20 protein-coding genes are annotated in these 22,791 nt (G+C 42.2%); 2 read left to right on the top strand and 18 right to left on the bottom strand.

Annotated elements, in window-relative coordinates; all coding sequences use genetic code 11:
• Positions 1 to 7: 7 nt before the first annotated feature.
• The 6 genes from V3595_RS02320 to V3595_RS02295 all read right to left on the bottom strand — a co-directional run bounded on the left by V3595_RS02320 (position 8) and on the right by V3595_RS02295 (position 7,083).
• Positions 8 to 1,126 carry a GerAB/ArcD/ProY family transporter gene (locus V3595_RS02320; protein ID WP_485905292.1) on the bottom strand — a complete coding sequence of 373 codons (1,119 nt, stop codon included), beginning with the start codon at positions 1,124 to 1,126 and terminating at the stop codon, positions 8 to 10.
• A 21-nt stretch (positions 1,127 to 1,147) separates the two neighbouring features.
• A complete protein-coding gene (locus tag V3595_RS02315) occupies positions 1,148 to 2,374 on the bottom strand; it encodes a Ger(x)C family spore germination protein (RefSeq protein ID WP_485905291.1) in 1,227 nt (408 codons plus the stop codon).
• Entirely contained in the window at positions 2,364 to 4,001 is a 1,638-nt protein-coding gene (locus V3595_RS02310) for a spore germination protein (RefSeq protein ID WP_485905706.1), read from the bottom strand. Before V3595_RS02310 ends, V3595_RS02315 begins: the two co-directional genes overlap by 11 nt.
• A 180-nt stretch (positions 4,002 to 4,181) precedes the next feature.
• Complete coding sequence (locus V3595_RS02305; protein ID WP_137023866.1) at positions 4,182 to 4,793, bottom strand: DedA family protein; 612 nt, start codon at positions 4,791 to 4,793, stop codon at positions 4,182 to 4,184.
• An 83-nt stretch (positions 4,794 to 4,876) separates the two neighbouring features.
• Positions 4,877 to 5,527, bottom strand: coding sequence for a phosphatase PAP2 family protein (locus V3595_RS02300; RefSeq protein ID WP_485905290.1), 651 nt, complete (start codon positions 5,525 to 5,527; stop codon positions 4,877 to 4,879).
• Between the two features lie 317 nt (positions 5,528 to 5,844).
• Entirely contained in the window at positions 5,845 to 7,083 is a 1,239-nt protein-coding gene (locus tag V3595_RS02295) for a cytochrome P450 (protein WP_485905704.1), read from the bottom strand.
• A 662-nt stretch (positions 7,084 to 7,745) separates the two neighbouring features.
• On the opposite strand from V3595_RS02295, the gene V3595_RS02290 reads away from it, so the two are divergent.
• A complete protein-coding gene (locus tag V3595_RS02290) occupies positions 7,746 to 7,886 on the top strand; it encodes a hypothetical protein (RefSeq protein ID WP_485905289.1) in 141 nt (46 codons plus the stop codon).
• A gap of 93 nt (positions 7,887 to 7,979) precedes the next feature.
• On the opposite strand, the gene V3595_RS02285 is transcribed toward V3595_RS02290, so the two are convergent.
• From V3595_RS02285 to pruA, 11 genes are all read right to left on the bottom strand, one after another.
• On the bottom strand, positions 7,980 to 8,159 hold the full coding sequence (locus V3595_RS02285) for a DUF4083 domain-containing protein (RefSeq protein WP_241665139.1): 180 nt from the start codon (positions 8,157 to 8,159) through the stop codon (positions 7,980 to 7,982).
• A gap of 124 nt (positions 8,160 to 8,283) precedes the next feature.
• Positions 8,284 to 8,955 (bottom strand): DUF975 family protein, encoded by a 672-nt coding sequence (locus V3595_RS02280; RefSeq protein ID WP_485905288.1) that lies wholly within the window; start codon positions 8,953 to 8,955, stop codon positions 8,284 to 8,286.
• A 250-nt stretch (positions 8,956 to 9,205) separates the two neighbouring features.
• Positions 9,206 to 9,382: a hypothetical protein gene (locus V3595_RS02275; RefSeq protein ID WP_485905287.1), complete on the bottom strand. Its 177-nt coding sequence runs from the start codon at positions 9,380 to 9,382 to the stop codon at positions 9,206 to 9,208.
• A gap of 38 nt (positions 9,383 to 9,420) precedes the next feature.
• Positions 9,421 to 10,596, bottom strand: a complete 1,176-nt coding sequence (locus V3595_RS02270) for a M20 family metallopeptidase (RefSeq protein ID WP_485905286.1) — start codon at positions 10,594 to 10,596, stop codon at positions 9,421 to 9,423.
• A 260-nt stretch (positions 10,597 to 10,856) separates the two neighbouring features.
• Positions 10,857 to 12,482 (bottom strand): amidohydrolase, encoded by a 1,626-nt coding sequence (locus V3595_RS02265; protein ID WP_485905285.1) that lies wholly within the window; start codon positions 12,480 to 12,482, stop codon positions 10,857 to 10,859.
• Between the two features lie 93 nt (positions 12,483 to 12,575).
• Positions 12,576 to 13,907, bottom strand: a complete 1,332-nt coding sequence (gene brnQ / locus V3595_RS02260) for a branched-chain amino acid transport system II carrier protein (protein WP_485905284.1) — start codon at positions 13,905 to 13,907, stop codon at positions 12,576 to 12,578.
• Positions 13,908 to 14,149: 242 nt separating this feature from the next.
• Positions 14,150 to 15,514, bottom strand: coding sequence for a sigma-54 interaction domain-containing protein (locus V3595_RS02255; protein WP_485905703.1), 1,365 nt, complete (start codon positions 15,512 to 15,514; stop codon positions 14,150 to 14,152).
• A gap of 261 nt (positions 15,515 to 15,775) precedes the next feature.
• A complete protein-coding gene (locus tag V3595_RS02250) occupies positions 15,776 to 16,030 on the bottom strand; it encodes a biotin/lipoyl attachment domain-containing protein (RefSeq protein ID WP_076364404.1) in 255 nt (84 codons plus the stop codon).
• Positions 16,031 to 16,065: 35 nt separating this feature from the next.
• Positions 16,066 to 17,331 carry a Glu/Leu/Phe/Val family dehydrogenase gene (locus V3595_RS02245; protein WP_258831763.1) on the bottom strand — a complete coding sequence of 422 codons (1,266 nt, stop codon included), beginning with the start codon at positions 17,329 to 17,331 and terminating at the stop codon, positions 16,066 to 16,068.
• Positions 17,332 to 17,353: 22 nt separating this feature from the next.
• Positions 17,354 to 18,547 carry an ornithine--oxo-acid transaminase gene (locus tag V3595_RS02240; RefSeq protein ID WP_034309472.1) on the bottom strand — a complete coding sequence of 398 codons (1,194 nt, stop codon included), beginning with the start codon at positions 18,545 to 18,547 and terminating at the stop codon, positions 17,354 to 17,356.
• A gap of 18 nt (positions 18,548 to 18,565) precedes the next feature.
• Positions 18,566 to 20,113, bottom strand: a complete 1,548-nt coding sequence (pruA, locus tag V3595_RS02235; RefSeq protein ID WP_485905283.1) for an L-glutamate gamma-semialdehyde dehydrogenase — start codon at positions 20,111 to 20,113, stop codon at positions 18,566 to 18,568.
• Between the two features lie 384 nt (positions 20,114 to 20,497).
• On the opposite strand from pruA, the gene V3595_RS02230 reads away from it, so the two are divergent.
• Positions 20,498 to 21,910 (top strand): sigma-54 interaction domain-containing protein, encoded by a 1,413-nt coding sequence (locus V3595_RS02230; protein WP_485905282.1) that lies wholly within the window; start codon positions 20,498 to 20,500, stop codon positions 21,908 to 21,910.
• A 193-nt stretch (positions 21,911 to 22,103) separates the two neighbouring features.
• Here the strand turns inward: V3595_RS02230 and V3595_RS02225 are convergent, their stop codons facing one another.
• Complete coding sequence (locus tag V3595_RS02225) at positions 22,104 to 22,790, bottom strand: FMN-dependent NADH-azoreductase (RefSeq protein ID WP_485905281.1); 687 nt, start codon at positions 22,788 to 22,790, stop codon at positions 22,104 to 22,106.
• Position 22,791: the final 1 nt, after the last annotated feature.

Genomic DNA, 22,791 nt, shown 5'->3' with positions numbered 1-22,791 from the left:
CAACCTTTCAGGAACTTATTTTGGTGCCGGCCTTTCTTTTTTTTCGATTCTTAAAAAAGGCAATGATCAAGAGAAGCAATGGAATGATCACCTGAAATGGGAGGTGGATGTATATCGGTACGGCTACTAGCCCTTCATGCATATGTTCCGTATAGCTGCTTGCTATTATTATGGAAATCAGTAAAATGACAAAGCCAACAGGGTATGCAAGTCTGGAGGGCTGTTTAACATTGAAAATATTCGCCGTACCCGTTACCGCCACATAAGTAAATACACTTATCTTGATGAACCCGCCAATCATCAACAAAAACAAAAAGTACACATCGAGACGTTCGAGAAAGCCCGCGACCTCTATGGACTGAATAAGGGTAAGAAGAGGGTATTGCGAACGTGTTGTAAGGTCCACCCCAAGTACAGCAACATTCACAGCCATTATTATCGCGAGAAAAATACCGCTTGTCGCCAAGCTCCATATCCCAATTTTTTTCAGTCGCTGAGGTTCATTTAAATAAGGAAAAATCATTAAAAACACTATGATCTCGCCAAATGGAAAGAATACGGTTTTAGTGAAACCCATTTTCATCATCTCTGTCCCACTCATTTCAAAAATGGGTTTTAAGTTGTTTAAATGGATCATGCCTGAAGCAATAATCAGAAGCATGAAGGTCATTAAAAGTAAATTCTCCAAGACAAAGAATAGTTCCCCCGTCCTCGTCAATACTTCTATCCCTTTACGGACCGTATACACCACGACTAAAATGAATACAGCGTTCGCAACAAATAACGGAATACGAGGATAGGCAAAAGTAAGCAGCGTATCTCCGAAATCCCTCAGCACCCTTGCAGCAAGATAGATGAAATAAAGGATGTATAGAAAAGCTACGATCCTGCCTAGAAAATTCCCCAATATATTTCGTACAAATTCCGTTAACAACTGATCAGGGTAGTATTGAAAAAGGCCATAATAAATGAAAAATAATAAAAATCCGCCTATCATCGCGATAAGGATGACTAGCCAAGCAGCCTGCTTGGCTTCACCTGCAAGCCCAACCAAAAGTGCACTGCCCATTTCAAACAGGAAAATAAGGACGAACAGCTGGTAACCGCTGATATTTGCCTTTTCCATAAGGATGCCACTTCCTTTCCTTTATTGATCATCCTTTTTTAAATTCGAAAGATACGGTTTATTACGTAATCCGGTACGGCGAATGAAAGTTTCTACCTGCACATCAACTTCCAGTTTAGGAAAAGAATCATCGTCCCAATTTTTCTCCAACTTCTTCCATTCTTTCGGATGGGATTCGTGCATGAGCTCCCCAAAGCCAAAAATATCGGATTTATTTTTTTGTGCCCGAACGATCGCATCTTCCATCTCCTTCTTCAATTCTTTCGCTAACTTCTTTTCAATATCTATCAGAACATGCATATCGGTTAGATTTAAAGGAACATTCACCTCCCGGATATCTCCCTCTGCATGGACCTTTATCGATATTTTCGGTTTGCCGTTTACCAATTTTGCCCCGACGTTGGTTTTTTGGCGAATAACTGAATAGGTGATTGCGTCTTTTTTCCCCTCCCAATCAATGTTTAAATGGGTATTTTCAATCCTATCCAATACCCACATTGATCCTATTGCCTTATCGCCATCCAGCCAGTCAATCAATTTCCCATCTTTAAAAACACCTATCCCTGCTGCATTAGGGTTTGCCTCAATATCCGAGGACATGGTATTCTCCATTTTATCCTCTTTACCTGTGTTTCCTTTCACGGTAAAACCGCTTATTATCGGTTCTTTTCCGGTACTAAGCAGATTCTTGATCACTTCTTGGAGATTGATGCTAATATTTTTCCCCTGGGTTTTTTCAGTGGTTTCAATCGTCCTAATGACTTTCTCAGCAGATACCTTATCGATTGCGGTTAACGTTTCGACAATATCCCTTGCTTTCACACCCCGGGCAATCACGATCCTCGTAGTTGCCCTGAATTCCGGTGAGCGCTCAAATGCGTCGAAAATATCGTTGAGGCCCTCTTCTTTTGCTAGTTCCTCACTGATGACAATCAAGTTGGCATGGGCAAAATACATATCTCGGGAGATTTTAGTTGAAGCGATATTATCCAGTTCAAGTATATTATTTCCAGCGGCCCTATAAATGGATATCGGTGGATTCGTTCCGCCTCCGCCCTGAAGAGCTCCCGCTACATTGCTTGGATTAATGATTTGGAACGTTCCCACTAACTTTCCTTCTTTATTTCTATCGAGTCCAACCGCCGAGACGATGGCCATTTCGTTTAACTCTGTTTTATCCCAGCAGCCAGTAGTGAATGTGGTGGCGATCAACATCATCAAGAGCGGAACTAATCTTTTACGATTCATTGCCTTCACCTTTTTTCTCGTCAGAAGTTTTCATTCCGCGTGATTCAGGAGGCAATGGTCTTTGATTTTCGCCTTCCCTTATCAGATTACTTTCGTTGGTTAATAATTTTGGCCTTTCCTTAAAGGCCCACATAGGTCTTCTGAAGAATGTGTCGCCCAGCCCTTCAGGATTCAGAGGGGCGAGCGGTGTCATATAAGGAACTCCAAGTGAACGGAGGCTGCATAAATGGACAATAAGGACGATAAAAGCTAAAATCATCCCATAAAAACCTAATGTGCCGGCACAAATGATGAATCCGAACCGCACAATGCGGGCAGAAATTGCTATGGCATAAGAAGGGGTTGCAAAACTGGCAATCGCCGTGATCGAGACGATGATGACCATTGCCGGCGATACGATACCAGCCTGGACGGCCGCCTGCCCGATGACCAATGCTCCGACAATGGACATCGTCGAACCAACGGCCTTTGGCATCCGAAGACTTGCTTCCCGTAATATTTCAAAGGTCATTTCCATAAGAATCGCTTCAACGACGGCAGGCAAAGGAACCGTTTCCCTTTGGGCCGCTACAATGACCAGCAGCTTAGTTGGAATCATTTCCTGATGAAAAGTCGTGGCTGCAACATAGACAGCCGGTCCGACTATCGAGATGATGAAAACGATGATTCGTAAAAAACGTGTCGCTGAAGCAATGTCAAAGCGATTATAGTAGTCTTCGACAGATTGAAAAAACTGTACGAATATTGCCGGGGCCACCAAGACGAAAGGCGTTCCATTAACGAATATCGCCACTCTTCCTTCCAGAAGATTTCCCGCAACCATATCCGGTCTTTCTGTATGGTTAAGGGTTGGGAATGGGGTCATGACCTGGTCTTCTATCAATTGTTCAATATATCCTGATTCAAGAATGCTATCGATGTTAATTCGATTTAAGCGCTTCTTGACCTCCTCGACAATCCCTTCCTTGACAATTCCATTTATATACATGATGGAAACGTCCGTTTTTGTCACCGTGCCTATTTTCATCGACTCTATCCATAAATCCGGGGTATTGATGATGCGGCGTAACATGGCGATGTTCGTTCCATTCGATTCCGTAAACCCTTCTCTCGATCCCCGGACAGTCAAATGCGTGCTTGGCTCCTGAATCGAGCGCTTCTCTCCTCCTCTTGTACTGGCAACCAGGGCGGTGTTTACTCCATCAACAAAAATGATGCTGTCCCCTGATAATAATGACAAAAATAGTTTTTCCCAGTCCGTGACGGTTTCTACCCCACCGAGGGAGACTACGTCCTCAGAGATAATATCCAATGCTTCTTGTGGAAGTATGTTTTTTGATAGGTGAGGATTTTTCATGATTGATTCAATTATAAAGTCCGTAACGCTTGGATTATCGATCAGACCTTGCACATAAACAATAGTTGTTTTTATCTCCGGATCTTTCCCGATTTTCAACGTTCGGATAATGATGTCCGGACTGTTTCCCGTTTTTTTCTTCACTTTTTCCAGATTGGCCGAAATGGAACTTTCGATATAATCAGGCGTTTTGCTTTTGGATTGACTTTCATCTTCCTTTTTCTTTTCACGTTGCTTTACTTGTCTCTTTTGTTTGAAAAAAGAAGCCATAGCACCGAACCTCATTCCTTTTTCGTTTCACTCATTTTGTCCAAAGCACTCCCCCTTTATTCTGGGTACAGCCTTCTTCCTTCCATAAGAAAAAGGCTGTCGCAATGACAGCCTTTGGCGGTTATTTTCCGTTATGTAATGAAGTGCCGATTATAACGGCCCAATCAACTAAACTCTAAATTATACTTTGCCTTTATTCCTTCTAAAAATCAAAACAACGAAAATAATCAATAACAAAGCCAATATCGCATAAACGATGTTTGAATAAATGTCCATATATCCTACTATATCTTCCCAGGAAGACCCAACAGCTGCCCCGATATTGACTAAGATGATGTTCCAAATTAATGTTCCGGATGTTGTGTAAAGCAGAAAGAGCCAAAAGCTCATATGGGACATGCCTGCAGGAATTGAGATCAAGCTTCTGATCAACGGAACCAACCTGCAGAAAAACACGGTCCATGCCCCGTACTTGTCAAACCATGAATTCGCCTTATGGACGTCCGATACCGTTAACCGAAGAATATGGCCCCATCTTTCCACGAACTTTTCAATGACCTTAACATCAAGAAGTAAACCAATTCCATAAAGGACGACTGCCCCTGCCACTGACCCTATAGTCGCAGCAATCACGACGCCGATAATCGTCATATCCGCTTTTGTTGTCATGTAGCCGCCAAAAGTAAGAATGACCTCTGACGGGATAGGCGGGAAAATATTTTCCAATGCTATTAATAGAAAGATTCCTATATACCCAAAATCATTCATGAATTCCGTAATCCAGTTTTCCATTTAATACGCTCCTAACTTTCTTGAATCAACAGCTTACTTGTTACCCGTCGGCTGCTTATCTTGCAATAATCTTGCTCCCTTTATTAACGATCTTTGTTCTTCCGGCGGTCTTGATACCTTTGGAAAAACCAAATGGCAATCGCGATCCAACAACCACCCGCCAAATATCCGGCAATGATATCACTAGGATAATGGACCCCCAAGTATATACGGCTAATACCTATCGAAAGAATCATCATCATGCTGATCAGAATCAATAGAATCCTTGCCCACCTAGCCGTAATGTGACGCCATAGCAAAAATGTAAGAATACCGTATAAAGAAAATGCATTCATGGCATGTCCACTAGGGAAACTGTACCCCCCTATATCGATGAGTCGATGTAAATCGGGCCGGGCGCGTTGAAACAATAGCTTAACCATCAAATTGAGAAGAGGTGAACCAACCATGACTGCAGTGAATAAGACCAGTTCCAAACGATGCTTCAAAACCCTATATAAGAAAAACAAAATGATCAAGGAAAGGATGATCAGGGAAGCAGTTGAACCTATGTAGGTAAAGAACTTCATGATGTCCGTGAGAAGTGGAGACTCCCATCCCTGCACCAAGGAAATCACATCTTCATCAAATTTCAGGTATTCATTTGCACTTATGGTAAATGCCATGAAACTGAACCCGATTAAAGAAAGTACACTTACTATAAAGGCAATGGTTAATTGCTGCTTTAATTTCATAATAACATCCTTTCACTTTATAAAACCGTTTCATATGGAAATTTCTATTTTATCATATCTTCTTCATTGCATGGTGAGTGTAATTGCTTCATCGCCTGCCAACCTAATTCGGGGAACATGCCTGGGCACAAAATTTTCTACTTTATCATACTACTCCATTCTTCATTGTCACCTCAACTTCGGGTTACTATAAGATTTCCTGACGACTTCAGGAACATCAATTCGATTTTACGGGTGCCATTCAACATGTATGCCATGCTTCCCTACTAAAAAGAAAAAAACCTTATGCAGGTTAGTGCAAAAGGTTTTTTCGTTTTTTAAACTGTACGGAATGCCTTAAGCGGTAGTGATGTCAATGTTTGCCCGGTCGCTGAATCGGTAAGATTCTCTTCTAACTGGAACGATGGCACCGCTTCAATATGCTTGAATTTCTTCAGGAATGCAGTAAGCGCAATCTTTGCCTCCAGCCTGGCTAGCGGCGCTCCCAGGCAGAAATGGGGGCCATTTCCGAAGGTTAGATGTTTCTTATTGTTAGGGCGGTGGATATTAAGGGTGAAGGCGTCTTCAAACATCTCTTCGTCCAAATTAGCTGCACTCATCCAAACAACCACGTTATCCCCTTCTTTCAATTCCACTCCCAATAGATCGTTATCTTCCTTTACGGTGCGATCCAATTTAATAAGGTTGAATCGAAAACGAAGCATTTCCTCGACCGCCTGCGGAACCAAATCCAGGTTTTCATGTAACTCTTGATAAACTTCCTTGTCATCATATAGCAGGGAATAAAAGCTATTGGCCAGTAAATGACTTGTTGTCTCGACCCCAGCTCCTAAAATCAGCATGGTCGTCCGGACAACCTCATCATCCGTAAACATTTCCCCATCCACTTCTGACTTCAATAGATCTGAAATGATATCATCTGCCGGGTTTAATCGTTTTTGCACAACAATCGGATACAAATACTGATAGTATTCTTTTGCTGCCACTTGCTTCAATTCATTTACTTCTTCTTGTTTTTCTTTATCAAAGGGGAGGAATAAGGTATCAACCCATTTCTTAAACAATAAACGATCTTTCGAGGGAACGCCCATCAAATCCGACATGACAATGATCGGAAGCGGACTCGCCAATGATTGCACAATATCGATTTCCGTTTCCTCATCCATTTGTCCAATCAACTCATCTGTAATTTCCTGAATGCGAGGTTCCCAGTTTTGAAGACTTCTAGGTGTGAATGCTGCGGCCAGCAGTGAACGGCGTTTTCTATGCTCAGGTGGATCCGCTTCAGTGATTTTGATTTTATCAGGCACAGAGCCTTCATCACTATCCGTTCCAACCGATATGGTAGTCCGTTTCCGTACACTTGAAAAATGTTTATAATCACTGAGAACCCGCTTCACATCTTCATATTTAAAAACATTCCACGTATCCGTTCCTTCGTGATAACTCACCGGGTCATTTTCTAACATCCGTTTACACCATGCGTACGGACTAAATTCCTCCGTCCGGGTTTTAAATCTAGTAATTTCTTTTACTGCAATAATTTCTTTCATGATACCGACTCCTCCCACTTTTCAAAAGTTACCTAACAAAAGGATCGAATGTTCAGCATTACCATCTCAGTCGATTTGTTAAAGGGTCGAGCATTCCTGATAGACTTTTTCACCAAATCCTTAAATACACATCTATTCCATTATAGGGTAAAATCCCGCAACAAACCATGCATCTTCCATACCAGCAGCCTTACATGAAATTTGCCCCACAATCCCAACAACCCTATGTAAAACTGCTTATTTTTTACAATTCCCTTTCTTTTTCTATTTTTTTATGTCTCTCAATTGAAGCTTAAAATCCAATCCTCATTTTCAAATTCGGTGAAAGTCCTTTCACCAAGTTATTTCAGTATAAATTATTTTTATAATTGCCGGAGTTTGAATCGGAATGACTCCACTGCATAGAAAAACGGCTGCACATGCAGCCGTCCGGATAGTTAAGCCCTCACTGGATTTAAGAAAATTTGTGACACTCCTGCCGAATAACTGGGCTAGCCGAGGAAGCTTGACAGACTATCGGCGGAAAGAGCTCTGAAATTAACTGGAACGTTTTTCAAATAAAAAAACTGCAGGCAAGCTCGCTTTTCTTCGAGTTTGTCTACAAAAGGGATTTTGGAACGGTCCATCCCGAACCATGATTTTAAAACAAGACTAGATTATCCTTCATGTTTTTTTACTTTAATCCTTACTATTGGATTGAAGAAATTTGCGACACTCCTGCCGAAAAACTGGCTAGCCGAGACCCCACAGCCGCTTGCGGTGAGGAGGCTTGGCAGACAGTCGGCGGAAAGGGAGCGGATTTCTGAAATCAAGCTGGAACGTTTTTCAAATAAAAAAACTGCAGGCAAACTCGCTTTTCTTCGAGTTGGTCTACAGTCTGTACGGCTGCACTGTAGCCGTCAATTTTTGCCCCTTTTAATCAATTCATGCAAATCATCCATCTTCTTTTCCATGATATCCAGTCTGGTTTTACGGTGCTTGATTGAACGGAAAAGGGATACGGTTCCCACGATGATCAGGATTAGAAATACAAGGCAAAACAATTGGTATACCAGATCCGCAATATTATACCCACTCACTATGTAATCCCCCTAAATGGCATTCTCAATATTCTATTATACACCAGGCAAAATGAACAATTTAACCTTTTTAAGGGGAATCGGGAATAAAAAAACCGATAGCCAGTTGCTATCGGTTGATCTTTTATACCTCTAATTGTTGATCGTCATCTTGAGGCACAATTAATTCATTATAAAATGCAGCCATTGTTGTTCCTGCATAAGGAATCAACCATAGTAAACCAATTCCCAGCGTGAACATGCAAAGGATGCCCCATCCGATGAAGCTTAGGTGCATAAGGAAATACTTCCATTTCAAGCCCTTCATCCTTTTTCTGCTTTCTGTAATGCCTTCAAGCACCGTGTATTCAGGATGATCCTTCAATAAGAAAAACAGCTGCGAATAGGCGATGCCTTTAATGATACCCGGAATGATTAATAATAATGACCATAAAAAAATGAAAATACCTTGTAAGATGGATGCACCAATAAGCTTGAAAGAGGTTTTTCCTTCTTTATAGATAGCAAATACTTCTGGAATATCAGGGTTTTCTTCCCTAACCAAATTCAGGTAGAACCAAGTGGTTGAAATGGTAAGCGGGATTAAGGCAATGGTAAAGACGAGGCTGAAGATATCAGACCATATCGGTGTTTCTTCCTGCATGAGCCATTGTGAAAACCCACCGCTTCCGATCACTTCGACAATAAAAGGCAACATGATGTTGATCAAGAACAGAAGCAACATTAGCGATACAGTTACTCCCCATTTACCTCCCAAAGACTGAAGGGCGTTCCTTTTTAATTCTGAAATTCTCATACTCCTATTTAACTCCCCTTTTTTAAACAGCGGAATTCTGAATATTCACCATTTTATTGTCAAATCTGGTTGAATTAAGAAAAACCACTATTTTTTTGATGTTTAAATCTCATGTTGTATTTTAACATAATATTTCTAGCCGTGGGCTTAATTTCCTAGAAAGCACACACGGATAAAGAAAAGCGGTTGAATCGGTTTCGAGCAACCATGATCAACTCCTTTCTGGCCTTGGTTATTGGCTTGTAACAGTTTATGAAAGCGAATATGACAATATGCCATCAATCATTTTCAGTGCCACAAAACCATTTAATTCCTTCCAATTGAAAAAACCTTCGCGTAACCATACCCAATTAAGCGTACGGTCAGCGAAGGTGCTTTCATAAATCTTGGGTAATGTACATTCTAGTTCTTTTTTCCTTCCAGGCAAGGATTTCTAATGTTCTCCAGTGATTTCCCCCTTGGATTCTATCCTAAAATCTTACGAACAGCATGGATAAAAATATTAACACCGTACTCCATGGCATCTTCGTCAAAAGTAAAACGCGGATGATGGTGGGGATGGGTTATTCCCTTTTCCTTATTCCCAGCTCCTATCAAGAAATAATTGCTAGGTGCCTTCTGTTGGAACGCCGAAAAGTCCTCAGCCCCCATCATCGGTTTCTGATGGTCGACAGCCTTTTCTCCATAAACTTCACGGACAGTTTCTTCAATGAGCTTGGTCACTTCGTTGTCATTTATGACTGGTCGATATCCAGTTAGATAGTTAAATTCATACGTGGCACCATGTGCTTCCGTAATGCCTTTGATGACCCTTTCCATAAGAATTGGCATGGATTCACGGAATTTCAAATCAAAACTACGAACCGTCCCGCTAATCTCCACGGAGTTTGCAATGACATTGGCTGCTTCCCCTCCAACGAACTTTCCGATGGACAGAACCAAGTTGTCGAGCGGATCCGTATTGCGGGACACGATATATTGAAGATTCGTAACGACCTGGGCACCGATCGCGATGCTGTCAATCGTTTCATGAGGTGCCGAACCATGGCCACCCTTTCCTTTAATGGTCAGAAAGAAACCATCAGGCGCTGCCATCATCGGTCCATACACGATGCCAACTTTCCCGACTTCAAAGGTGGACATGAGGTGGGCACCAATCACGATATCCACACCTTCCATAACGCCTGCATCGACCATTTCCTGCGCTCCCCCAGGAAAATACTCTTCGGCATGCTGAAAAAAGAAGCGGACTTCACCTTTCAGGCTATCTTTCATTCCGGAAAGAATTTTCGCCGTACCAAGAAGCATCGCCGTATGTCCATCATGACCGCAAGCATGCATGACACCTGGTGTTCGGGATTTAAAATCGAAAGAATTCTCTTCCTCAATCGGCAGCGCATCCATATCTGCACGGATGCCCAATGTTTTCCCCGGTTGGGAACCAATCAAGCGGGCCATCACACTGTATTTTGTCGGACGTGTAACTTCCAGGTTTCCAAATGACAACAGAGTTTCGTATACGAATTGCGATGTCTTCTCTTCTTGATAAGATAATTCCGGATGCTGGTGAAGATGACGTCTCCAAGAAATCACATCTTCCCTTACACTTTTTATTTCCGGATATAATTTCAAACTTTGCATGACCATTTCCTCCTCGAATATGAACTATAAGATCTCTCTATCTAGTAATCAGCAAGTTATGTGCCAATTATTAATTTTCCGGATTACCCTTCCCGCTCCTTGAAAAATAGGATTACAGCAAACTATTTGAGCCTTATACACCATGGAAGTGTAAATTTTTTACCCTCTAGCGTAAAATATTTTTTACTACTTTTGAACACCGTACCAAGAAACGAAAGGGACGAAAAGGAAATCCCGCTCCCTTTTCGTCCCTATTTCTTCTATTTATTTATCGTCTTTTCTTTTTGATAAACCAAAGAACCGCCCATATAGGTTTCTTCCACTGTAATCCTATCGATTTCCTCCGGTCTTATCGCCAAAATATCCTGGTCAAGCACAATGAAATCTGCATGATAGCCGGGAGTGAGCTGCCCGACATCCGGGATTCTCGTTATCTCCTGAGCTGCCCGCGTGTAGAGTGTAATCGCGGTAGGTACATCCACACGCTGATCCTGACCGGTGTCCGTACCGTCATAGGCAATTCGCGTGACGGCTGCCTTGATTCCAACGAACGGATTGACCGGATCAACCCATGCTGTTGCAGGTGCATCGGAAGAGAATGCCAGCTTAATGCCTGCCTTTAACATGGATTGGATGGGGTAGGTTTGCCTTGTGCGTTCTGCACCTAGATTATTAAGGTAGCTTTCGATTTCGGCATATAAGAAGATTGGTTGGGGAACAAAAGCGATACCCGTTTCAGCTGCTCGCTGAAGTGCTTGCTTTGTAGGCATGGCTGCATGTTCGATTCTTATTGATGGACCATCCGCGATCCATCCCGTTTTTCCGTAAAAGGTATTCACGATCATATCGATCGCTTGCTCCCCCATTGCATGTATGACCAATTGTATATTGTTTTCCCTGGCTGCCTCAGCTGCACTTAACAACTCCGCCTCTGAGGTCATCTGTATGCCCTGGTTCTTTTCTTCTCCTAAAAATGGCGGGTCGACCCACGCGGTTTGCCCCGACACGCTGCCATCCGAGAATAACTTAACCCCACCGATATGATTCTGGCTTTCTCTGTTTGTTTTACTCTTATCCAGGATCATATCATTCTTCATATCTTCCCAAATATAGTATAAAACTGTACGTTGCTTTAAGCCCTTTTCGCTCGCAGCCCTATACATATCCAAGTAATCGATCGGCTTGGTCCTTGCCAGGAGTTCAGTGATTGCAGTAATCCCATGTGCTAATAATTGGGGACTCAGTTCGGCGAGAGTATCTGTTTCTTCTTCGAATGTTTGAACCGGCATCACTTTATTGACCAGTTCTTTTGCATTTTCCCGTAATATTCCGGTCGGCTCCCCTTCTGAATCCCTGTCAATCTCTCCCCCTGCTGGATTTGGCGTGTCCTTTGTGATTCCCGCCAATTCCAATGCCTTGCTGTTCACGACAATTATATGGCCGCAGGTCCGGGTTATGACCACAGGGACTTCCGTCGTCGCCCTATCCAGATCGTAGCGTGAAGGGGACCGTCCTTCCATCAATTTCCCTTCATCATATCCCCAGCTTTCAATCCAATCCCCCGAATTTTGGGATTCACACTGTTCACGAACGGCCTTGATCAAATCCTCAATCGATTCAACGACAGGAGGCATACATGGAATTTGCTTGGCTGCCTTAGCTAAAAATAGCGGATGCAGATGTGCATCAATTAGTCCGGGAAGCACCCGCCGCCCTTGTAGATCAATCCGTTCCCCATTCATTCCATCTGTCTCTGACTGTTCTCCAACCCATTCGATGCGCCCATTACGAACAACCATGGCACTCGCATAAGGTTGTTTTGGATTCGATGTAAATATTTTTCCATTTATATAAATAAAATTCATATTTCGTTTATTTTCATTCATACTTTCCCTCTCCTTAATAAGTAAAATCCAACATGATAAGTGCAGACTTCACTTCATCCTTCCATATTTAATCCTTATGCCGTTTCACAACATTTAAGATGAATGGTTTTCGCCATTCATGGCGCTTGAAGGAATTTCATGAGCCTGTTTTCCGTGAATGAACGTTCCCACGATGAACCCCAGTACGGCTGGAATCAGCCATGCAAACCCATTTGCACTGAATGGTATGATGGAAATGAAATCATTCATGAATCCCATATGGATACCGATGCTATCCAATGTTTCGCATAAACTGATGATGAAAGTGGCCAGGACCGACCCCTTATAGGCACCCGCGTTTGGGATGTACCTGCGGAAAACGCCAAGTAAAACAATCACGATCGAAACAGGGTAAATTCCCATGAATAAAGGTACCGAATAGTCGATGATCTTTTCGACACCCATTAGCCCCATCAACACTCCAGTGGTACAAACGACGATTACCCAATTGCGGTAACTCACTTTCTGTTTTGTCAGCCCGCTAAGGAAATCTGCTATTGAAGCGGTTATTCCAATTGAGGTGGTAAGGCAGGCTAATGAAACCGCTATAGCCAATGCAACGGTGCCGTAATCCCCAAGCAGTTTATAAACCAGGCCCGTCACCAGCTGCGCACTCTCCATTTCATTTGGAAATAATCCGCTTCCTGTAGCACCGATATATAGAAGCCCTCCGTATATGATGAGCAATCCCAAACCAGCCACAATGGTTCCATTCATGACCACTTGCTTCATTTTGGAAGGTTCCGCATATCCTTTAGCTGCAATCGAGCCAATGAAAACCGAGGCACAAAGAAGGCCCGTAAACACGTCACCGGTCTGATAAGCACTAAAAAACGAGTGGCCAAACGGATTTTGGATTTCCGTATTTACTGGCGCCCCCAATGGATCGAATGTGCCTTTGATGACGATAAAAAGAAGAATGGCGAACAGAGCAGGCGTTAGCACTTGTCCGACTTTATCAATGAGATTGGATCGATCGCTGGCAAAATAAAAATTCAATCCAAAGAAAACGACCATCGTCACGAAAGAAGGTACATTCGGGAATAACGTATGAACCCCCATCTCATGGGTTGTGGCGGCCGTCCTGGGTACAGTGACGAGCATCGCAATCCCAATCATGACGACCAGATTGAATACCTTATAAAACCAGGGGCTGATCGGCCTTGTCAGTTCTTCAAATTTCCCTTTTGAATTCAGGACCGCCACAACACCCAGTATAGGGAGTACAATTCCCGTAAGAATGAAGCCCGCTAGCGCCAGAAGCCAATCCGACCCTGATGCAAGTCCGATCGACGGAGGAAAAATGAGATTGCCAGCCCCAAAAAACACCGCAAATAAAGCAAAACCAAAAATAAGGCTGTCACGTACTATCTTATTTGTATTCATCCATTCACCTCTATTTTTTTATCACTCAATGAAACCATCTATTAATACGCCTATCAGTTATGAAAGCAAATTCCGTGCCAATCTTAACAATATTTTAATAACTTTTAACATTCCTGGCATATGCCCTTGCACACAAGGCAAAAAAGGGGCACGATTCTATTTAGCATATAGAATCATGACCCTTTGATTATCCAAATCCATTAAGAGGTGGTGAAAAATTTCCCTCTAGCGTAAAAAAATTTTTACCGCAATTTATGTTTTTCCATTTTATATTTCAATAATTGTTTGGAGATACCAAGCTGTCTGGCAGATTCCGCCATTTTCCCATTCGTATTTTTCAATTGACGCACAATGATCTCTTTTTCATATTGCTGAACCGCATCTTTTAAGGAATCCACATTAAGACTGTTGTTATCAGCCATTGGAGCTTCCGTATAATCTCTTATTCTTCCAGGTATATCATCAAGGGTGATTCTACTGGACTGGACATGATTATATGCCGTCTCGACCGCATTTTTCAATTCCCTGATATTCCCTGGCCATGGATATCTTTTGAAACACTCCAGCACTTCATCCTGAACACCGTCAATATATATATTCATCGTATTGTTGTAAAAATTCAGATAATGATCAACAAGGACTTCTATATCCTCTTTTCTTTCCATCAAGTTTGGCAAGTCAATCTGCACGACACCAATTCTATAGAATAAATCTTCCCGCAACCGTTTCTCCGCCAGTAAAATATCCGGTACCTCATTCGTTGCTGAAATCACCCTGATGTCCAAGCGGATATTTTTCTTCCCGCCCAGTCTCCTGATTGTTTTCTCTTCAATCGCCTTCAGAAGCTTCACCTGAAGATTCATATCCAGGGAATTGATTTCATCCAGAAATAAAGTTCCGCCTTCCGACTGTTCGAATAGACCCGGCATGTCTTCCGATCCGGTGAAGCTCCCCTTATTCGTACCAAACAAAGTGCTTTCCCATAAACTAGCAGGGACCGCACTGCAGTTAAGTGAAATGAAGGGCTTTCCAAATCGATCGCTTAAATTATGGATCGCCTGAGCGATAAGTTCTTTCCCAGTGCCTGTTTCCCCAACGATCAAAACATTTGAGGTCGTTAGCGCAATTCTTCCAAGTTTATCTTTAATGCTTTCCATTTTAGGGTTAACCGTGATAATATCATCGACCGTATAAACGGTATTATTTCTCCTGAAGATTTTATGGCTCGAATATTTGTCCAAATATTGGATGGCATCCTTGGAAAAGAAACGCTTAGAGAATTCTACGGCTCCAATTATTTTACCGTTTTCGGCTATCGGAAATGTGGAATTTATCGTTTCGATGACCTCTCCCGTTTTGGTGATCATCTCTTGTTTTATATTACATAACGGTTTTCCCGTCCTTAACACATTCATCAGCGTACTATTTTCGTTCGTGATGTTTTTATAAAAGGAAGTGACACTCTTCCCCATGAATTCTTCCGGCCTTATCCCAAGCTCTATAAGGACATTTAAATCTGCCATATCATAAAAAATGATAATCCCTTTATCATCTACGACCAAAACATTATCAAAATCGGATAATCTCCTGAATATATCCACATTCATATTCACCCTTCCAGCCTCCTCTCAACTTTACATATTCAAACCCTGACAATCCCTGCAGATCGGTCCATTCACTTTGTAGCTTCTTGGTTTGGAACTGCTCGGTGCATTGTCCAATCATTCTGATATTTTACCATGAAACAGGGCGTTTTTTCTTTTCAAACTTTTTCCTGGCTTTGTCATACCATATAAATGATCACAACAAAAAAAGAGCATCCCAAAGCAGAAATCGCTTCCGCCTTTGGAACACCCTCTTTCCTATAATCAATCAGAGCCAGTTATAACAAAATCGTCTTGGAGCAAAGCTAAAGGAAGCTTTCTATTTATAGGATCCCCTGCCGAAACATTAATTTCAGTAATGTGACCACTGGCACCTATTGAAACATCAATCAATTTCCCATCCTCCGTTTTCACTAAAAAGAGCCTCTCCCATTCATAAACATAGGAATTCTTTTGAACGTAAACTTGTTCGACGGTCCCATCCTGAGCACACTCGATGGTATGAATCGGTTTTAACACGGAATCACTCCTCCACTCTCCATTATTTGGCTAGCTTATACCCAGCCACGGAATATCGAGGCTTCTGCCATTTTTCTGACACCCACCATATACGCTGCCAGCCTCATATCCACTTTTCTCGTCTCGGACATTTCATATATTTGATTAAATGAGTTGACCAATAACGCTTTTAATTTGGTTTGGACCTCTTCATCTTCCCAATAATAACCTTGATTATTTTGAACCCATTCGAAGTAAGAAACTGTCACACCGCCTGAACTTGCCAATACATCAGGTACGAGAAGCACATTGCGTTCCGTCAAGATTTTGGTTGCCTCCAATGTGGTAGGTCCATTCGCGGCCTCGACGACAATTTGGGCTTTGATAAGATGTGCATTTTCTTTGGTGATTTGATTGGAAATGGCAGCAGGCACTAAAATATCACAATCTTGTTCCAGAAGCTCCTGGTTGGTGATTGTATGATCGAATAGTGTCGTTACCGTTCCAAAGCTATCCCTTTTATCAAGTAAGTAATCGATATCCAGACCCTCAGGTTTATAGATGGCACCATATGCGTCCGATATGCCAATCACTTTCGCACCTGCATCATGCATGAATTTGGCCAAAAAGCTTCCTGCATTCCCAAATCCTTGGACGATGATGCGTGCACCTTTCAATTCTATGCCCTTACGCTTTGCCGCTTCCTCGATACAGATGGTGACACCTTGTGCAGTCGCCTTTTCCCTGCCGTGTGAACCGCCCAGTACCAGTGGCTTACCTGTAATGAAACCAGGAGAATCGTGTTCTCTTATTCTACTGTACTCGTCCATCATCCATGCCATGATTTGTGAATTCGTATAAACATCCGGGGCCGGAATATCTTTAGTCGGCCCCACTATTTGGCTGATTGCCCGAACGTATCCACGGCTAAGCCTTTCCAATTCACCGATGGACATTTGGCGCGGATCACAGATGATGCCGCCTTTTCCTCCGCCATATGGCAGATTCACGATTCCGCATTTCAAACTCATCCACATTGAAAGTGCCTTGACTTCTTCCTCATCGACTTCGGGATGAAAACGGATTCCGCCTTTCGTCGGACCGACAGCATCGTTGTGCTGTGCACGGTATCCAGTGAAAATCTTCGTTGAATTGTCATCCATCTTGATTGGAATCCGGACGGTCAGCATCCGAAGAGGTTCCTTCAAAAGCTCGAACACTTCTTCAGAATAGCCAAGCTTATCCAGCGCCTCCTTGATTACGACCTGTGTTGAATCAAGCAAGCTGGCAGTTTCTTTTTCTTCTTTGACTGTTGTACTCAATGGAATTCACCTCATAGGTATATTAGGATAAAACTTTTTTAATGCGTTCGATTGCCCAATCCAAGTCTTCTTTTGTAATCACTAATGGCGGAGCAAAACGGATAACTGTATCATGTGTTTCTTTACATAGCAATTTTTCTTCTTTAAGCTGCTCACAATAAGGTCTTGCTGCTTCCGTTAATTCGACTCCGATGAATAAGCCTCTGCCGCGGATATCTTTAATCATTGGATTCTTGATTTCTTTTAAACTATCCATAAAGTATTGTCCAAGCTCCAATGAACGTTCAGCAAGCTTCTCTTCTTCAAGGACTTCCAATGATGCGATGGAAACCGCACATGCCAATGGATTGCCGCCGAATGTAGAACCATGGGAACCAGGATTGAATACGCCAAGGATTTCACGGTTTGCAGCTACGCAAGAGATTGGGAAAACCCCGCCGCCCAGCGCTTTACCTAAAATGTACATATCCGGAACTACTCCATCCCAGTCAGAGGCGAACATTTTACCTGAACGTCCAAGTCCTGACTGAATTTCATCAGAAACGAATAGGACATTATTTTCTTTACATAAGTCGTAAGCTTCTTTTAAGAATCCTTGTGGCGGTATGATGATTCCCGCTTCACCTTGAATCGGTTCGATTAAAAATCCAGCCGTTTGCGGTGTAATCGCTTCTTTCAATGCATCAAGGTCGCCGTAAGGGATAAGCTTGATTCCTGGCAGCATCGGTCCAAAGCCCCTTCTATATTCATCATCGGATGACAAGGACACTGCTGCCATCGTCCGGCCATGGAAGTTCCCGATACATGCAATGATTTCAGCTTGGTTTTCTGCGATTCCCTTAACATCATAACCCCAGCGTCTAACAGCTTTGATTGCAGTTTCAACAGCTTCAGCACCTGTATTCATAGGCAGTGCCATGTCTTTTTGCGTAATGCGTGAAACCATTTCATACCATGGTCCTAATTTATCACTATGGAATGCACGGGACGTTAATGTTACGCGATCAGCTTGTTTTTTTAATTCGTCGATGATTTTCGGATGCCTGTGGCCTTGGTTCACTGCTGAATAGGCACTAAGCATATCCATATATTTGTTGCCTTCAGGATCTTCCACCCAAACTCCTTCTGCCTTCGAAATGACGATTGGAAGTGGATTATAATTGTTTGCACCATATTGTTCTGTTTGCTCGATTAATTTTTCCGTTAAAGTTGTCATGTTGATTCCCCCTAAAATTTATAGCGTTTCAGATGTTGTTTTTCCTTGAAGGTGAAGAACTAAATAATCAGGACCGCCCGCTTTTGAATCTGTACCCGACATATTGAATCCGCCAAATGGCTGGTATCCTACAATGGCACCAGTACAGCCGCGATTGAAGTACAAGTTACCTACGTGGAAATCCTCACGCGCTTGCTCGATATGTTCAATGTTGTTAGAGATGACCGCACCCGTTAATCCATAATCCGTGTTATTGGCAATCTCGATTGCATGATTGAAATCTTTTGCCTTACAGAATGCAACCACTGGTCCAAAAATTTCTTCTTTCATGACACGTGCGTTCTCATCCACATCGGCAATGATAGTTGGCTGGATGAAGAAACCTTTTGAATTGTCTCCTTCTCCCCCTGTAACAATTTTCCCTTCTTCTTTACCGATTTCAACGTAGCTCATGACTTTGTCGTAAGCTGCTTGATCGATAACCGGACCCATGAAGTTGTTTAGGTCTGTTGGTTCCCCGACTGTTTTTTCTTTCGTTAATTCAATGGCACGATTCAAGACTTGGTCATATACATCTTCCACTATTACGGCACGTGAACAAGCAGAACATTTTTGACCGGAGAATCCGAATGCAGAAGCGACGATTGATTGTGCCGCCAATTCCAGATCAGCCTCTTTATCAACAACGATCGTATCTTTACCGCCCATTTCAGCGATGACACGTTTTAACCAGATTTGGCCTTCATGAACTTTTGACGCACGCTCATAAATACGGATTCCAACATCACGAGATCCGGTAAAGCTGATGAAACGTGTACGAGGATGATCTACCAAATAATCGCCAACCTCGGCACCGCTTCCTGGAATGAAGTTCACAACTCCTGCAGGCATGCCCGCTTCTTCCAGCACTTCAATGAATTTAGCTGCAATGACCGGTGTTGTACTGGCCGGTTTCAATAAGACCGTATTACCTGAAACAAGAGCTGCCGTCGTCATGCCTGCCATGATCGCAAACGGGAAGTTCCAAGGTGAGATGATGACACCGACACCAAGCGGAATATAATTGAAAGCATTGTGTTCAATCGGACGGCTTTCCACTGGCATGCCGTCTTTAAGCTTCAGCATTTGACGTGCATAGTATTCCATGAAGTCGATCGCTTCCGCTGTATCTGCATCCGCTTCATTCCAAGGCTTTCCTGCTTCTTTCACCAATAGAGCCGAGAAATAGTGTTTTCTTCTCCGTACGATGGCTGCAGCCCTGAATAAAATATTTGCACGCACTTCCGCTTTCGTTTTTCTCCAAGTTTGGAATGTCTTATCTGCCGCTTGCATCGCTTGCTCAGCAAGATCCTTATTCGCTTTGGATACGATTCCAATAACTTCTTCTTTATTTGCTGGGTTTACAGAGGTAATGACTTCATCAGTAAACACTTTTTCACCATTAATGATCAGCGGATATTTCTTCCCTAAATCATTAGCTACATCATTCAATGCCGCTTGAAAAGCTTTATTGTTTTCTTCGATTTTAAAATTAGTAAATGGTTCGTGTTTATATGTTTGGACCATTATAGCTCATCTCCCTAAAATTTTATGTTTTTTTCTTCACCCTTACTTAACAAGCAAGTTCCGTGCCAACTTTTCATTTTTTTGAAAAAATAATGATATTTCATTAAATATGCAATGAAATTCAGCACTTTTGGGGCGAAATTGACATAGTATGCCATTATTTTTTGCTCTAATCCCTATTTTTGTCGCTTAAACCTTACACTTTTTATTAATGCAAGATTCATGCCAACTATAAAAAACATAAAAAACAGCGTTTTTCCACTTTTTCCGCAAAATATTTTTGCACTTCGATGCAAAATAATCTTGCTGTGCAAATTTTATTTGCGCCTTTACTTCAATTCCTCTACAATAGCTCTAAGAAAAGAAGAAAAACGGGAGGCATTCATGAATTTAGATCAAATCATTAAAATAGATGGTTTCCAATCCATCCTCTATTCGCTTGTGGATGTAATCGATACAGGGATACATATAATCGATATAAAAGGGCGGACCATTGTATATAACAAGAAAATGGCAGAAATTGAAGGAATGGATTCAGAAGAAGTGTTAGGGAAGAAGATTCACGAAATCTTTAAATTCAAGGAAGAAACGGAGAGTACATTAATAAGGGCACTTCATTCGGGTAAGACAACCGAGAACTCGAAGCAGACCTACTTCAATAATCTTGGACAGGAAATTACCACAATCAATAATACGTTTCCGATTTTGGATCAGAAGCAAAATATCATCGGAGCAATTGAAGTGGCAAAGGATATAACGAATCTGGAAAGAATCATTAAAGATAATATCTTAAATAAAGGCGATACCAAATATACGTTTGACAGCATCATCGGAACGAGTGAAAATTTCCTGGAAGTCATAGAAAAGAGCAAGCGCTCGACCAGAACGGCATCCTCCATCCTAATCGTCGGGGAAACGGGCACAGGAAAAGAGCTCTTCGCCCAAAGCATCCATAATGGCAGCAGCCGTTCGACACATCCTTTCATCAGCCAAAACTGTGCTGCTCTGCCGGATAGTCTAATTGAAGGAATACTCTTCGGCACAAAGAAAGGCGCCTTCACCGGATCGATTGAAAGGCCTGGATTATTCGAACAGGCACAGGGCGGTACCATCCTGCTAGATGAAATCAACTCATTAAATCCGAACATGCAAGCGAAATTATTACGGGCCCTTCAAGAAAGGACGATTCGCCGTGTTGGGGATACAAAGGATAAAAAAATTGACGTTAGGGTCATTGCAACGATAAATGAAGATCCGATAGATGCCATTGCAAATGATCATTTACGAAAGGATTTATACTACCGATTAAGTGTCGTTTCGTTATTCATCCCGCCTCTTCGTGAACGGAAAGAGGATATTCCTTTGCTGGCGCAATCCTTCATCGAAAAATTCAATGCGCTGTTCGAATTGAATATAGAAGGAATCAGCGAAGAGGTCTACTCGCTTTTTTATGATTACGACTGGCCCGGGAACGTAAGGGAACTTGAACATATCATTGAGGGGGCCATGAATTTAATGGAACCTGGCGATACAAAGATTGCCATCACCCACCTTCCGGCTCTATTTAGGAAGAAAGCCCATTTGGAAGACATTCGTCCCGATAGAAAAGAAAATCATGAAAATGGAGATATACAGGAGTCGACCTTATCTCTTGATGATTATATCGCCCATACTGAAAAGCAATACTTGGAGAAGATTTTAAAGGAACATGGGATGAATATCTCCAAAGCAGCCAAGGCCCTGAATATTAGCCGCCAAAGTCTTCAATACCGCTTGAAAAAGTATCAAGTCAAATAACACAAAAAAGGCCCCCATTATATGGAGTGCCTTCAGTTTATCGGCGGAAAGGGAGCGGATTTCTGAAATCCACTGGAACGTTTTTCAAATAAAAAAACTGCAGCCAAACTCACTTTCTACGAATTTGTCTACAGTCTGAAAGCCCTCATTGATAATGAGGGCCTTTTTTGCTTCTATTCATTTCACTTCGCAATCAGAATGCTTCAGCCGCTTTTACAACGTTTTCCAAACCATCCGCGATGATTTTTTGTGTCCGATCCGAATACTGATTATGTCCTTCAATGACCACGACATCCGGATTGTTAATTCCCCATAGGCCAATGATATTTTTCACTAAATTCACGGCCATTTCAGCAGAAGCCATTCCTTCTAATGAATAATCAGAACCGCGGGCATTCAATAGCATGACTTTTTTATCACCAGCATACCCGACAGGACCTTCCGCCGTATAATTGAACATTTTACCTGCTTGTGCCAAATAGGACAGATATGTGATAAGCGGCGCAGGAACCGTTGAGTTCCATAGAGGGAAAGCGAATACCACTTTATCCATCCCCATGAATTGATTTAAATATTGGTCAACCCGTTCGGCCGCCTTTTCCTCTTCGGCTGTCAGTTCAAGACCTTGGTTACGTTTATACAAACCGGTAATTGCCGTATTTCCATAGTAAGGAAGTTCTTCTTTAAATAAATCCAGCTCTGTCACTTCATCTGTACGGTGTGTCTCTTTATATGCTTTTAAGAAGGTGTCATACATTTTCGAGCTGATTGCCTGTTCTGCAGGACGATCGTTCACTTTTACGAATAATACTTTTGTCATTTTTCCATTCTCCCCTGCCGCGGTTTCTTTATTTCTAAATAATCTACTTAAGAATCCCATT

It is taken from the genome of Bacillus sp. CFBP9009, from assembly GCF_036541465.1.
In the GTDB taxonomy this organism is placed as follows: Bacteria; Bacillota; Bacilli; order Bacillales; family DSM-1321; genus Peribacillus.
The sequence above is the reverse complement of the archived record's forward strand: the minus strand, read 5'-3'. Positions and strand labels throughout refer to the sequence as shown.